The sequence below is a fragment of the Propionicimonas sp. genome, assembly GCF_034927565.1.
Classification (GTDB): Bacteria; Actinomycetota; Actinomycetes; order Propionibacteriales; family Propionibacteriaceae; genus Propionicimonas.
In genome coordinates this window covers 1-14,465 of record NZ_JAYFPT010000002.1, presented here as the reverse complement: position 1 = coordinate 14,465, position 14,465 = coordinate 1, and the positions used below count along the sequence as shown (strand labels likewise).

Here is a 14,465-nt window from a genome sequence, read left to right as displayed (position 1 = left end):
GTTCGATGGGACCGAGTCCCTGTCGACTTGTCGAACCAGGAGTCCGCGGCGCGACCGCGTCAGGGCAGCGTGCCGGGTACTTCGGTCGCGAACTCACCCTGCACGGCCACGGCCAGTCCCTGCAGCCAGCCCATCGCGTCGAAGTCGCCGGTCGGGGAGCCGTCGGTGAGCCAGATCGCGAGGTCGTCGGCGCTGGGCACCGGGTCGGGGGTGGCGATCGGTTCCGGGCTGAGCCGCAGGCCGCCGCCACGGTCGGACAGCTGCCGGATCGCCCGGACGAGTTCGGCCGCGTCCTCGGGGAGCAGCGTGGCCGGCAGGCCGAGCCGTCCGGCCAGCAGTGTCCGGCGGAAGGCGACGATCTCGGACGGGCGGCCACCGACCACCCGCTCGTCGAACACCGACACCGACAGCGACGAGTCGAAGCTCAGCCCCCGGCGCCACAGGTGCGCCCCGCCGGTGACCGCCCAGGCATCGTCCACCAGCACCGTGGTGGCATCCAGCAACAGCGACCGTCCCGGCCCGGTGACCGGGCTGAACACCGCCAGTCGCTCGCCGAAAGCCGCCTTCAGGGCGTCGAGAGCCTGCCTCAGTGCCTGGTCACGAACCCGCTGCAGCTTGGCCGGCGTACCGACCGACAACCGCACCGGCAGGCACAGCAGTACCTGCAGACCGGTGTTGGCGCTCGCGCGCTGGGTGATCGCCGTCAGCAGGCCGAGCGCGTCGTCGCCGTTTCCGATGGTCAGGGTGTCGAGCGCGGGGGTCTCCAGGTAGAGGTAGTCCTCGGCCTGCCCGATCGCGTTGAGCATGGCCTGGGCGGCCTCACGGTAGCCACTGCGAGCGCCCAGCATGCGGCGGCTGACAGCCCGTACCACGCTGGCAGCGGCCTGGCCGGCGCTGGCCGGGATCGGGATGCCCTTGCCGTTCAGCCAGGTCTGCAGGTCGGCGAAGCTGCCGTCGAAGGGGAACCCGCCCGCACCCACCAGGTTGAGCGCCTGGACCAGGCCCGGCTCGGCCTCAACCCCGAAACCGACGGTGCGCAACACCGCCGCCCAGCTTCCGGGGACGGTCGGGGCGGTGGGTTGCGGGAGCGGGGTGGCGGCGGCGATCGCCAGCGAGACGGTGTCGCCGGCCGTCCGTTCCCGCAGGATCTCGGCCACCGCGACGGCCGCCGGCCCGCGCAGCCGGGCTCCGGTGCCGTGGCGCTCGTCGTCGCCGGGAGTCCCCGGGTGACCGCTCTGGTGGGGCAGCAGCTCGTGGTGGACGCCGAGCGCGGTGAGGGCCGCGACCACAGAGTCGGCCACCGTCGAGGTCACCACCGCCGCAGCCACCTCGTCGCGAGCCTGGGTGGGCAGCGGCGAACCAATCCGGGCCAGCCGGGTCAAGCCGGTGCGCCCGATGGCGGTGACGGTCGCCCCGGTGCTGCCCAGGGCGGTGGCGTCCTCGCCGCCGCGCCAGCCCTTCCAGGCCGGTTCGGTCAGCCAGACGGTGTCGCCTGCAGCCAGCGCGGCGGCGATCGTCTGGGCGTTCCAGAGGTTGTTCGCGATGGACGCCGGGTCGATCAGGGCAGGCGGGTCGGTGAGCGCGACCAGCGTGCTGCCGGACGCCAGTGAGCCGGCCGGGATCGAGCCGGTGAAGCCCTGCCCGGTCTCGCAGGCGACCAGCTGCCCGGTCACCGCGGACAGCGCGACCGGGGTGCCGCCGATCGGTGCCGGACGCTCCAGCCGCACCTCGGTGTAGCGCATCGCCTGGGTGGCGGTGACCAGCATGACGTCCAGGCTCATCAGGTTGTCCGGCGCGACCGCGCCGTCGGCCAGCCGCACCACCGCGCGGACCGTGCCGGTGGCGTCCACCGTCCCGGAGCCACCGGCCCCGCGGACGTGCCGCCCGGTGTCGAAGTCGAAGTACTGCGGCCACACCCGCAGCCAGGCGCCGACCAGGGACGGGTCGAGACTGGTCTGCACCAGCACCCGCTGGTTGCTGACGGTCTGGCCCTGCGCGGTTCCGCCGCCGGTGAGGGCGACCATCGTCACCGGGTTCGGCAACTGGGCGGGCGGGTCGACGGCGGGCAGCGCCGGCACCGCCAGCGCTCCCGCGGCCCGGTCGAGGACGGGGGCCACCAGGGTGGCCTTGCCCTGACCGAGGACCGTGACCAGGGCGCCAACCGCCTGGTCGGCGGTCGGCAGCAGCACGGTGTCGGTAGCGGCAGTGGTGGCCTGGCCTACCAGGATCCGGCTGGTGGCGCGCCGCTGGTCGGTGGCGCGTCGAGTGGCCGCATCGCTCGCGCCAGCCTCGGCTACCCGCGGCTGGCCGGTGAGGTGGAGTTCGAGGTCGACCAGCCCGAGCCGGACGAAGTCGCGCTTCAGCCCGCCGACCGCCCCGCTCGGCCACAGGTTCGCGGTCGCGGCATAACTGCCCGCCGGCAGCACCGCCACCCGGGGCAGCGGAGCGTCGTCTGCCCCACCGCCGGTGAAGCTGATCGCGACGGCGGTACCGGTGCTGTCCAGCTTGCGCACGGCGCCGGTGGCCGGGATGAGGTTGGCAGCGGTCAACCGCTTCAGCACCCCGCCGGCGACCGGGCCCTCGTTCGGCCCGGCGAGGGCGACGGTGAGCTGGTCGGCGACAGCAGCGGTGCGTTGGTCGGCGCCACTGATCCCTTGGGCCCACAGGGTGTTGAAGGTGCCCGCCAGGCTTGCCCACCACGCGGCCACCGCGCCCGGGTCGATCGCCCGGCCATGGTCGTCGAAGGCGAACAGCTTCGCGGTGACGTCGGAGCCCGGGAACGTCAGCAGCGTGTCGGAGCTGCCGAGGGTCTGGCCGGGCCGGAACAGCTGGGCGATCGGGGCGGCGAGGTTGGACAGGTTGTCGGCGTTCACTGCCAGCCCGAGGTTCTCCGCCTGCCGGGCCGGGTCGGTGATCGCGGAGTCCATGGCGGGCTGGATGCGCTGCTTGAGGTCGGTAAGGGTGGGCGGGCTCTCCGGTAGTTCGAGCGCGAACCAGCGGACTGCCGCCCGGGTCGGCGTTCCGGCCGGCGGGGTGCTGCCGTCCAGGGTGGGCAGGTTCGCCAGCAGGGACGCCAGCCTGGCCTCGACCTCCGGCAGCAGCCGGAAGACTGCCACCAGCCGGCCGGTGGTGAAGGCCGGGCCGCCGTCCGGGGCGTGCAGCCGTCCCAGCAGCGGCGGTCGCGGGTCGGTGGCCACGGCGAAGGAGAGCAGGCCGGTGGCCGGGGGCAGCCAGTCGGTGCCGGCCGGGAGGGTGATGCTCACCCCGAGGTCGTCGCCGGGGACGGGCAGGGTGAGCGAGGTCGCGCTGAACCACGGGCCGATGGTCGGTGATTCCAGGCCGAGGCTGCCGGGATCGGGTTGCAGGGTCATGGTGCCACCACCAGGGGGCTGGGGGCCGAGGCCCGTCCGATCGGGTCGGTGACCGCCACCCGGTAGCCGGTGCCGGCCGGGACGGACGGGTCGGGGTCGACCACGTCGAACCAGCCGGTCGGATCGGTGCCGCGGCCGACCGGGGGTGGTGCCTGTCCGGGCACGCTGGTGAGCAGCCGCAGCAGCTCGCCGGGACGTTGCCGGTAGACGTCGACCGCGTAGCCCTGGCTGGCACCGCCGGTCAGCGGCTCGGGTTGGCGGAACCGGACGTGCACGCCGGCGGCGTCGCGGTCGGTGGTCAGGTCGGTCACCGCGACCGGTGGGTCGGGTGGCATGGTCACCGCGGACGCCGGGAGCGAGGGTGTCGACCACTCGCCGACCGGGCCGCCGCCGGGGGCGGCGTCACCCTGCACCTCGACCCGCCAGTGGTACCGCACCCAGGGCACCAGCGAGGTGCGGACGGCCTCGGCGGTCGTGCCGGTGTCGGTGAACACCAGCAGCTGGGGGGCCGGGTCGCCGGGCGGCCTGGGCGGCAGCGTCCCGACCGCGACGATCGGCATCAGCAGGGTGTCGGTCGTGGTGGTGGCACGGCGCAGCCGGAACCGGGCTGCCGGGGTTGCCCCGGGCGGCACGGTGATGGTCAGCTCGGCCTGGAGGTTGCCGCTGCCGTCGGTCACCGGCCGGACGGCCAGCCCGGGCTCGGGCGGGGTCAGCAGGTTCGGCACCGCCCGTGGCAGTAGCACAGAGCTGGCGAAGTCGGTCTCAACGCTCGCGGCGCTCTGCGCGACGATCCGGTAGAGCACCAGCACCTGCAACGAGCCGGAGACGTCGTGGTGGAAGCTGACCGGTCCGGCGGATGGGGCCGGAACTGGCGCTCCGGTGAGCTGCAGCCACCAGCGGCGGGGCAGCAACTGCCGGTGGGCGTCCCACACCGCCCCGCGGGTGGGGGCGTCCGGGGCGGCGGTGAGGGCGTCCAGCACCGCCTGGGCCTGGCCGGCGGTGGGCGCCTGGCCGTTGTCGCCCGGTGCGATCCGGCCGGCGGCGATGTCGCTCAGCTTGGCCCGCAGCGTGGTCTCGTCGGCGACGAACACCCGGAAGGCGGCCTGGCCCGCCGAGGGGGTCCAGGTCAGCGTGGCGCGGGCCCGTCCGGTGGAGTCCGGACGGGCGGTGTAGCTGAGCGTGGGCGGCAGCACGACCGGGAGCGGGGCCCGGGGGTCGTGCAGGGTGGCAGTCTTCGGCTCGGACGGGTCGGAGACGACGCCGGCGGCGTCGCTCCACACCGCGGTCACCGTCACGGTGCCGTAGGCGGTCGGGCCGAGCGCCGGACCAGGCACGGTGATGACCAGGGTCTCCGGCGGGTTTGCCGGATCGGCCAGCGGGTGCACCGTGGTGCCCGGGGCGGCCCCGCCGCTGGTGGTGAGCGCGAGCTGTTTGAGCAGTCGTCCGCCGACCGGCAGGGCCTCCACCGGCGGCACCGATACCTCGATCCGGACGGTGCCCGACAGCGGCCCGGTGGGCGCCGGAACTCCGACGGCGGGTGGCTGGGTGCTGAGGGTGAGCGTGGGACGCGGTGGACGCGGGCGACTCCCGGCGCCGAAGCCGAGCCGGGCCCAGCTCGACCAGCGTCCGAACCAGTCCAACTGCGCGAGTTGCCAGCTGCCGCTGGCTTCGCCGACCTGCCGGTCGGACAGCACGCCGGAGGTCGCGCTGGTGGCTGCCGGGTCGGGGTTCGGCACCAGCAGGCGCCGGCGGCCGGTGCCGTCGTCCTGGTTGCGTTCGACCGGGACGGCACTGGCGGGCTGCGCGATGGCGCTGGCCAGACCGGCTCCGGGGACGAGGCGTTCCAGCCCGACCCGCAGCTCCCGCAGCGCCGCGGGCGGCAGCACCGGCAGCCACCCGGGCTGGGCCGGGCCGCTGAGGGCTGGGGCGGCGGGGGTGTCGAGTGGGACGCCGAGCGTGGCGGCCAGCACCACCCGGAGGTGGACGAAGGGCCCCGGCCCGAAGCGCTCCGCCTGGTCGAAGTACTGCTGGTACTGCGGGTTCAGGTCAGCCAGGTGTTTCAGGGCGCTGACGGCATCGAGGAAGATCTCGGCGCCGCTCAGCTGGTTGGTCAGCTCGGCCTTGGTGAGGGTGTCCCAGTCGGGGGCGAAGAGGGCGTCGACGCAGTAGGCGACGACCGTCGGCTGCCGGAACCGGCCGGGCTCCTGGTCGACGTCCAGCAGTCCGAGCCAGCGGGCAACGCCCGGGTCGACCGCCGCCTGCAGCAGTTCGTGCAACAGTGCGCGCTGGGCGACGCCGAGCTGGTGGCCGTTGTCGTCCAGCACGATCTCGTCGGCAGTCAACTGCCAGGCCGGCAGGCTCTGGTCGTTGACCAGCCGGTCCAGGACGGGGACCAGGGCGTCGGTGATCCTGGCCACCCGGTCGGTCTCCTCCCCGACGGTGGCCGGCGGGCAGCTCGCCGGGTCGGCAGCGGACGGCGCCTCGTGCATGCCGCGCCGCCGCGGGGCTCCGGTCGCCACCCGGTCTTTGCCGACGTCGGGCCCGTTCGCCGGCCCGGCGTAGCGGGCGCCCGGGGGAGTCGGCAGTGGTTCCAGGGTGAACGGGCTCACCTGGCGGACCGCACTGGCCGGCAGCCAGGCGACGCTGCGCACTGTCCCCGCGCCGGTGACCACCAGGCGCTCGATGTGCGAGGCGTAGACGTGGTAAGGGGCCTGGCTGCGGATCGCCACCGGGGCGTCGCCCAGCGGGGTGGCCACCATGCCGGTGAGGGCGAATGCCCGGGTCAGCACGGTGAGCCGGCCCAGGTCGGCGGGCAGGGCGTTCCGGATCACCGGCCCGGGGAACGGACGGGGCGGGGTCGGCAGTGGCAGGACGAACCGCGCGGCCTCCCCGTCGATCATCGCCCAGCAGCAGGTGGCGTCTGGCGGCAGGTAGCCGGTGACCGGATTGTCGGCGGTCACGGTGAACGGGGTGGACAGCACGGTGCCGTGGCTGTCGACCCAGGTCACGTCGGTGCGGGTGTAGCCCTTGGCGAGGGCGCCCAGCCCGGCCTTGCCGACCGATAGCGGAACCAGCGGCAGCCCCAGCCAGGGGTTGATCAGCACCCGGAAGTGGACGCCCGGCGCCAGGTGCGGATCCTGCGACCCGTCGATGGCCTGGCCGGACATCGCCCAGGATGGGCTCAGCACCATGACTGCCTCCTCATGCTCCGGCCTCGGCGTACACCGCCCGCGGGACGCCGATGGCGGCCCGGCGTCCGAGGGTGGCGGTGGCCGTGGTGGCACCTGCCGCGTCGGTGACGGTCTTGGTCAGGGTCACCTGGAGCTGGGTCGCCGCTGGCACCGCCACCGGGCCGGCCGGTGCCAGCAGGACACGGGTCCCGGCCAGGTTGCGCACCCGCTGGGTGAGCGCCACGCCGCCGTAGTCGGCGGCGACGACGTCCAGCGCCGTCCGTCCGGTGCGGACGATCGGCTCGGCGGCCTCCAGCAGCAGCCCGGCGAGCTTCCAGCTGCCGCCGTCGTTCCACCACAGCACGCTGCTGCGGGCCTGCTCGGGCAGCGGCCACGGGTCGAGCCCGCAGCCCTGCAGGGCAGCATCGAGCGCGGCGTCGCCGACCACCAGACCGCCACCGGGCAGGCCGGCGGTGACCAGCGCGTCCCCGGCGAGGATCGGCCACTCGTCCCCACTGGAGGTGAAGCCGAGCGAGCCGAGCAGGTCGGCCACGCCGTGGTAGCGGGAGGCCTGGAAGTGGGTGCGGGCCACCACCGCGTCCTCGTCCTCGGGATGGCCGGTGCGGGGGGCGACCAGGATCAGGTCGTACCAGGCTCCGGGCACCAGGTCGGCGGTGACCTCACCGGTGGTGCCGCCCAGGCTCGGTTCACTCAGGCAGGGCGCCTCCCGGACGGCCCCCAGGAACCGCCGCTGACCGAGCGGACGGTAGACGTCGAACAGCGGACCCCAGGTCACCGTGAGCTGCTCGTCGGGGGCGTGCGCCGCTGTGGCCAGGCTGCCGGGCGGCGGGTCGGTGCGGCGCAGCCGCAGCATCAGGTCGCGGCCGTACAGCCCGGCGAGCTGGTCGGCGTGGTCGACGGCCAGATGCACCAGCAGGGTGTCGTCGAGCAGGTGCGGGGCCGCGCCGGTGTCGGGCTGGAAGGCGATCAGGTAGCGCAGCAGCGAGCGTGGGTCGAAGGCGCGCTCGTCGGTGAGTTCGGTGGGTGGCACCCCGGTGACGGTGGCGTGGTCGGCGGTCCGGAACCGCAGGCTGGCCGGTGCGCTGGCGTCCTTCCACTTCGTCGGGTCGGGCACGGTGGGGGGCGTCGGCTGGCCGTCCGACTTCAGCCAGCCCTGCCAGCGGTAGTTGACCAGCAGCGTGTAGCCGGTCGCCGGCTGCAGCAGGTCTTTGTGGGCGGCGGAGCCGTCGAGGCCGTGGAGGTTGATCACCTCGGCCAGGTGGCTGGCGAAGTCCTGGTTGGCCTGCGCCTGCCCGGCGGCCGGGCCGGTCACGCCGCACAGCCGCACGATGCCGACGCCGCCGGCGTCCTGCTTGCCGCTGCCGGCCCACTCCCGGATCCGCACCCCCGCCCAGACCCGGTCGGAGGTGGACGGGGTGTAGCTGACCAGCCGGCACAGCGAGCTGTCGGTGCGGGTCTGCGCCAGCACCTTCGGCGACCAGGCCTGTTCGCTGCCGTCGGCCAGCCGGCCGCGGACCTCGGGCAGGTCGGCCACCACGGCCTGGGAGGTCGCTGCACCCCAGCAGATCGAGACCAGGCCGATCCGGCGGCCACCGCCGTAGACCTCGACCTTCACGATGCCGTCGCCGGCCAGGGTGAGGGTCACCAGCCCCTGGCCGACGCTGGTGGCTGCGTCGGCGACCGGCGTTCCGGTGTTGTCGTAGCCGATCGCCTTCGCCTCGGTGCCGGGCAGGTGCAGGGTGATCTCGACCAGGCCGGTGGTTGTCGGCAGGGCCGCGATCACGCCCTGGGTGAAGCCGATCGACTGGTCGTTGCCGACCCCGATCGTGACCAGGTCCCCGTCCATGCTCTCCACGGTGACCGGGCCGAGGGTCGCGCTGCCGCCGAGCACGATGCCGCCGTCAGGGTAGTCCGGGTGAGCGCAGGTCAACCCGGCGCGAATCCCTCCCGGGCGCCTGCGGTGATCCTGGCAGACCACCAGTACCAGCTCGGGCCGGGTCAGGTCGGGGGCCAGGGTGCCGCGGAACTCGGTGGTGCGTTCGGTGAAGCCGTAGCGGGTGGTGCGGGCCAGCCACCAGACGTCGTCCCCGAAGCCGCCGGCCGTCACCTGCCCGGGCACCAACGTCGCCCCGGAGGCCGCCAGGATCGGGGCGATCGCCTCCAGCGGGCGCCCGAACGCCCGTTCGGCGCCCAGCAGGTCGAACCGGGACGGGAACGGCGGACTGCCCGCGTCCGCCGTCGGGATACGGACCGAATCCACCCCGGTCCGCACTCCCAGCTTGCCGAGCGCGCAATTGGGCCGGGCCGGGCGTGGCGGGTCGCAGAGCCGGCCGACGGTACCGGCTGGGTCGGCGTCGGTGCCCGCGCCACCGTCGGTGAGCCAGTACGTCCACGGCGCCGGATCCCAGGCCATCAAGCCCAGGAAGACGCCCTCGGCCTCGGAGACCGCGACATCGCCGGCGTCCAGCACCCCCGGGCGGTGGGTGGGCAGCCACCAGCCGGAGTCCAGCGGCCCGGGCAGGGGAGTGCCGCCGTCCGGGATCAGCTGGATGTCGGTGAGCTGGTAGGCGTACTTCAACTCGCTGCTGCCGCTCCAGACCGGGCCGGCTGGCGCGGGCCCGGGGTCGAAGGCGCCCCCCGGCGCGAGGGAGACATCGACGTGGTGGGTGAACTCGATCACCGGGACGGTGTCGGGCCAGACCGTCTGCTCCGAACCTGGCGTGCCGGTGGTGGCGACCGCCGTGGTGAACCCCCGACGGTCAGTGAGCGAGACCTTCCCGACCGGTGCGGCCGGCTCGGGCGCCTCGGGGCTGAGCGAGTCGCCGATCTCGACCCCGACGCAGCCCGAGATGCTGAAGAAGAACAGCGACACCTTGCCGCAGAATTTTCCGGAGAGATTGGTCTTCAGCGTGCCGTGGTCGTCCCAGATCGTACAGATCAGCTCCCCGCTGGCCGACACCGACAAGATCACCAGGTCGAGTTCGCCGGCGACGAAGATGCCACCCTTGAGCAGGAACGGGTTGACCCCGAAGCCGACCAGCAGCTTCGCGCTGGCGACCAGCTTGATCGGGCCGGCCGACCAGCGGATCTCGAACCCGGCACCGAAGCCGATGCTGAAGCCGTCGAAGCTGAACCGGCTGTCGCCGCCCAGGTTGTGGAGCTTCTTCGCCTCGATCATCAGATAGGCCCAGGCGGTCACGTTGAGGGTGTCGGGCAGCAGGGTGATCGTCACCGGGTCGCCGGGACGGTTCTCGGCCACCACCCCGTCCGAACCGATCCGGACGTAGGCGTCGCCGTTGGTGGTGGGGTAGGGGAAGTAGCCGTCGATCGGCAGCTTGAGCTTGAGCACCTTGGGGATCGTGTACTCGCCGCGGACCCCGATCATGACGGCCTGGTCGTCGACCGCGATCAGGCCCAGGATCTGCAGCCCGGCGGTGGGCTGGTTGCCCTGGCTGGAGGGCTGTGCGGCCGGCTTCTTGACCAGCTTGGCGTCGATCCCGAACACCACCGCCGGGTCGGGGAAGGCCACCACGAACATGCCGGTGGCGTTGAAGGTGAACGCCTGGTCGGGCATCGTCCCGACGATCATCCCCAGGCCGACCGCCCACTGGCCGCGCTGCGGCTGGTACTTGTCCACCGCTGGCGCGCGGTACCAGGCGATCTCGCGTCCCACCGGGTCGTTGTCGTGCCCGGACGGCAGCGCCCGCTGGCCGTTGGAGACGAAGTTGCCGAGGAAGCCGAAGATGCCCAGCCCGGTACTGGCCAGCGGGATGCCCACCGGCAGCACCAGCCCCAGGGCGATCGAGAGGAAGTCGGTGGCCGGGTCGAAGGACAGGCTCCCCGAAGCCTTGGCGCCGGCGGCGACGATCTCGAGTTCGAGGGCTGCTTTGAAGGCGCCGCCGTCCCCGAGCACCACCCGTCCGGCACCCTTCAGCACCCCGGGGATCTCCACCGACAGGCCCAGCCCGCGAAGCTCGGCCGAGAACCCGGCATCGCCCCAGGTGGCGCGGACGGTCGCCCCCGTGATCGAGACCACGCCCAGGTCGAGGGCGAAGGCGAGGTCGCACTCGAACCAGGTCGAGCCGACGCCGGCGCGGGAGCCGACCACCTGCAACAGCTGGCCCAGCGGACCGTCCAGCTTCCAGCGGCCGGAGTCGGCGACCTCGAAGGAGACATCGTCGTAGACCAGGCCGAACTTCTCGTCCCACCGATCCTTGGAGTCGTCGAACTCCAGGCCGACCTTGTGGTAGCGCACCTTGAGCGGATAGCCGGCATCGGTCGCGATACTGCCGATGCCCGAGGCATCGATGTCGAAACCGACAGCCGCGGTGTAGTCGAGCAGCACCCGCGTCCGGGAGCCGGTCTGGTCGGTCAGGCTGCGCTGCCGGTGCTCGATCTCGGCGGAGTTGATCACCACCTCGCCCTCCTTGGCGACGGTGGCCACCACCCCGGTCGCGATGGCCAGTGCCGCCATCCGGACGGCCGCACCGTCCACCCCGGCGGCACCGATCCCGGCGAGCAGCGTCGGCGCCAGGGCGAGGGCGACCGCCAGGAAGGTCGAGTCGATGGCGGCCAGTCCCTTGGGGTCGCCGCTGGAGGCGATCCCCAGCGAGAACTGGGTCTCGCCCGACCGGGAGTCGTAGGCCCACTTCCCGGTCAGTGTGTAGACCTCGGTGCTGGTCGAACCCGGTGGCTGGCTGGGCGGCCGGACATTCAGCTGGTCCTCGCCGCCGCCAGGTTTGGGCAGGGTGGTGACGTTGGTGCTGGCCCACTCCACGGTGAACTCGGCCTTGGTCGGGATGGCGTCGGCCCAGCTGGTGACGGTGGGGGAGTCCCAGCTGACCACGAGCCTGACCAGGAAGGGCAGCTTCGGATCGGCCGACGGCGCCTTGGCCGGGGTGGCGTCCTTGCCGGGGACGAGGGCGCGGCGGACGTCGGGGGCGGTCTCCTGGTCCTTGGTCGGGTTCTTCTGGCCGTTCGCGTCCGCGCCGGGGGGCGGGGTGTAGCTGCCGCCGACGGCGTAGATGTCGGCTCGCCGGTACTCCTCCCGGGTGGGGTAGGTGGTGCTCTGTCCCCAGGCCGCCCGCTGGGTGGCGGTGTACCTGGTGTCGATCAGCCGGCCGACGAACCTGCCGTCGTCGTCCACCGGGTCGGAGTTCTGGGTGCTGGCCAGTTGCCCGGTGGCCGGGGTCTGCTCACCCCTGGTCAGCGTCGTGCCGTCGATCCACGGCCGGACCGCTTCAGCCCGCTGGGTGGCCAGGCCGGCGTTGTGAGGGTCGGTGCCGAGGTCGCAGCAGTGCCCGACCACGACGAAGCTGGCGCCGGGGAAGTACTGCGACCACTGCCGGACCGTGGACTGGATGGTTCCCTCCCGGGTGCGCGGGACGAGCGCCCCCCAGGCGGTGATGTGGTCGTCGTCGAAACCGAACCGCACCTGCAGGTGCCGGGCGTCGCTCTCGGCCACCGCCGGCGGGTTGTCGTTCGGGTCGGCGCCGTGGCCGAGTTCGAGGGTCACCTCGGCCAGCGCGCCGTCCGGGACGGTGACGGTGGTACCCGAGGCGGTGGCCTCGCCGGGCCCGGGCGCGAACCTGCCGTCGGTGTGGAAGGCGGTCAGGTCGTAGGTCTTCTCGATGCCGCGGACCGCCACCGGGGTAGCGGACGCGTCGTAGACGCCGTCCCCGGTGCCGACCAGCAGCGGGCCCTGGGCCAGCACGTCGATCCGGATCCGGCGGGTGCGCTGTTTGGTGTCGGTGACGACCAGGTAACTGGTGCCGACCTGGAAGTCGGTGATCGTGAAGTCGTGGCCCTTGCCGGTCTGGGCTCCGGTGCCCGAGCCGTACTGCCACTGGATCCCCGCGGCGTCGGGGACCGGCAGCGCCGACTGGAAGTCGACTGCGGCGAGCGCGGTCTTCGAGCCCGACATCGAGACCACGTTGGTGACGGCGGTGCCGCCGATCAGGGCATCGACCTTCGCGGGCTGCTCGACCGGGGCCTCCTGGCTGAAGGTGAACCGGGTCGGGAGGTCGTCGACGCGCTGGCCGTCCACTTCCTCGGAGAAGGTGCCGGTGAGGATGTCGCCGACCCGGGCGTCGAAATAGCCGGTGTCGCTGGTGTCGACCGTCCGGCGGTCGGGCAGGGTCCAGACCACCTGGGGCTGGGTGGTGGTGCCGCTCGCCGGCGCGGTCGGCCTGGCCCGCACCTGGGCGACCGGCAGCCTCGGGTCGGGCAGCAGCGGGACGGTGAACTCCCGGTTGCTGCCGTTGACCTGGAGGTGCGGTTCGGAATCCTGCAGCTTCTGCAGGAGCTCGATCGCACCGCCGGCGATCGGCGTGCGGCCCAGCTCGATCCGGACCTCGCCCTGCAGGCCGGCCGGTGAACCCAGCAGGACGTCCTTCACGCCGATGTTCAGCTGGTCGACGACCGGCGTCTCGGGCGGCAGATGCAGGGTGGCCTCGGCGATCGAGATTCCCTGCCAGCCCGGGGTCTGGCCGCGCGCGATGATCTCCGCAGGGGTGGTCTGGGCCGAGGCGTCGTAGATCAGCCGGCCGATGGTGAGGCCGAACTTCGAGCCGCCGATGAAGAAGCTGGCCGGCTCGACGTTGATCGTGACAACGGCGCCGGACGGTGCGTTCGGGTCGAAGGGGTCGGGCCAGTCGACGAACCGGACGAGGTCGCCGCTGCCGGACAGGTCGATCCGGACCACGCCCGAGCCCACGATCTTGACCGTCTTGTTCTTCGGGTCGGGCAGCAGGTGGGTGGCGACCGCCGGGCCGGACACGGCCAGCGCGGGGGTCAGGCCCGGGACGGTGATCGCGATTCGGTCGACGACCAGGTCGAGGAAGGCGCTGGTCGCCCCCGGTTCGAGGTTCTGGCCGGCGGTCGCTGCGGTGCGCGGCCGGACCAGTCGGAACGGCAGCCCGGTGTTGAGGCCCGGCACCTCGACCGGCCAGTTGCGCAGCGCGGGGAAGCCGAGGTCGCTGATCGGCTGGATGACGCCCTGATGGAGGAAGGTGCCCGGGCTGGTCGTCGCATGGTGTTCCACCACCGCGAAGTTCTCCAGCTTGGCCGCGAGGTCGGCCGGCAGCAGAGTCGGCGCCCCGGGGTAGGGGCTTGCCAGATCGAGCAGGGTGATCCCACGCTTGGCCATGTCGGTTCCGTCCCGTCAGGGGGTGGCGGCTCGCGTCGTCAAGCGAGACGCTAGACCCGTTGTCAGACTGCAGACAGGTGTCACATCTGCTCATGGCGGCGGGCAGGGCCTGGGGCCACGTGCTGCCTCGAAGGTCCTCAGTGGGCGGGGCGGCGCCGGGTGGGGCCGGTCACGGGCGTGCGCGACGCGCCATCTCCTCGACGATCCACCGCGCCGTCTCCCGGCTGCAGGTACCCGGGTTGCTGAAGCTGACCGCGAAGACGCCGGTGATCTCGGTCAACTGCGGGATGCCGTGCAGGCCCAGGATCGCGTCGGCCTCGGCCGCGTACTCGTCCGGCGGGGCCCCGGCCGCGATCAGCCCGGCAGGGTCGGCCTCGGCCAGGATGCTGATCAGCTCGTCCCGCGTGATGCCCATGAGCTCAGCCTAGAGCGTGTCTCCCTATCCCCGCGGTGGCCTGCTGCGCGGTGCCATCCCCACGGTGGCCTGCTGCGCGGTGCCCCGTGGGCGTCTCGCGGCGTTGTCGTCGGACGGCGATGCACCACATCGCCTACCTCCTCCGCCTTGCGAGCCACTCCGCGGGACCCCGCTCGCGACGGCCAGGGATAGGCAGACATGCTCTAGTGACGTGATCCTGCATCTCGATGCTGCTGGGCCGCGGCCCGACAGGCCGCTGAGACATCGAGGTGCAGAATCGCGTCACCTGCGACGACCTGTCACCGTGCCAGCGGCAGGTTCTGTCACCTCGATGCTTCTCG

General features: G+C 73.0%; 4 protein-coding genes. All 4 read right to left on the bottom strand.

Features of this window, described 5'->3' with window-relative positions; all coding sequences use genetic code 11:
• Positions 1-59: 59 nt before the first annotated feature.
• Positions 60-3,371, bottom strand: coding sequence for a hypothetical protein (locus tag VB080_RS00390; RefSeq protein WP_323416429.1), 3,312 nt, complete (start codon positions 3,369-3,371; stop codon positions 60-62).
• Positions 3,368-6,562 (bottom strand): hypothetical protein, encoded by a 3,195-nt coding sequence (locus VB080_RS00385; protein ID WP_323416428.1) that lies wholly within the window; start codon positions 6,560-6,562, stop codon positions 3,368-3,370. The genes VB080_RS00390 and VB080_RS00385 overlap by 4 nt, the downstream gene beginning before the upstream one ends.
• 10 nt (positions 6,563-6,572) lie before the next feature.
• Positions 6,573-13,709 carry a hypothetical protein gene (locus tag VB080_RS00380; RefSeq protein ID WP_323416427.1) on the bottom strand — a complete coding sequence of 2,379 codons (7,137 nt, stop codon included), beginning with the start codon at positions 13,707-13,709 and terminating at the stop codon, positions 6,573-6,575.
• A gap of 169 nt (positions 13,710-13,878) precedes the next feature.
• Positions 13,879-14,124 (bottom strand): hypothetical protein, encoded by a 246-nt coding sequence (locus tag VB080_RS00375; RefSeq protein ID WP_323416426.1) that lies wholly within the window; start codon positions 14,122-14,124, stop codon positions 13,879-13,881.
• Between the last annotated feature and the right edge of the window lie 341 nt (positions 14,125-14,465).

Excerpts from the sequence above, each read along its gene's own strand:
- VB080_RS00385 (WP_323416428.1), bottom strand. The coding sequence starts at position 6,562 with ATGGTGCTGAGCCCATCCTGGGCGATGTCCGGCCAGGCCATCGACGGG.
- VB080_RS00380 (WP_323416427.1), bottom strand. The coding sequence starts at position 13,709 with ATGGCCAAGCGTGGGATCACCCTGCTCGATCTGGCAAGCCCCTACCCC.
- VB080_RS00390 (WP_323416429.1), bottom strand. The coding sequence starts at position 3,371 with ATGACCCTGCAACCCGATCCCGGCAGCCTCGGCCTGGAATCACCGACC.
- VB080_RS00375 (WP_323416426.1), bottom strand. The coding sequence starts at position 14,124 with ATGGGCATCACGCGGGACGAGCTGATCAGCATCCTGGCCGAGGCCGAC.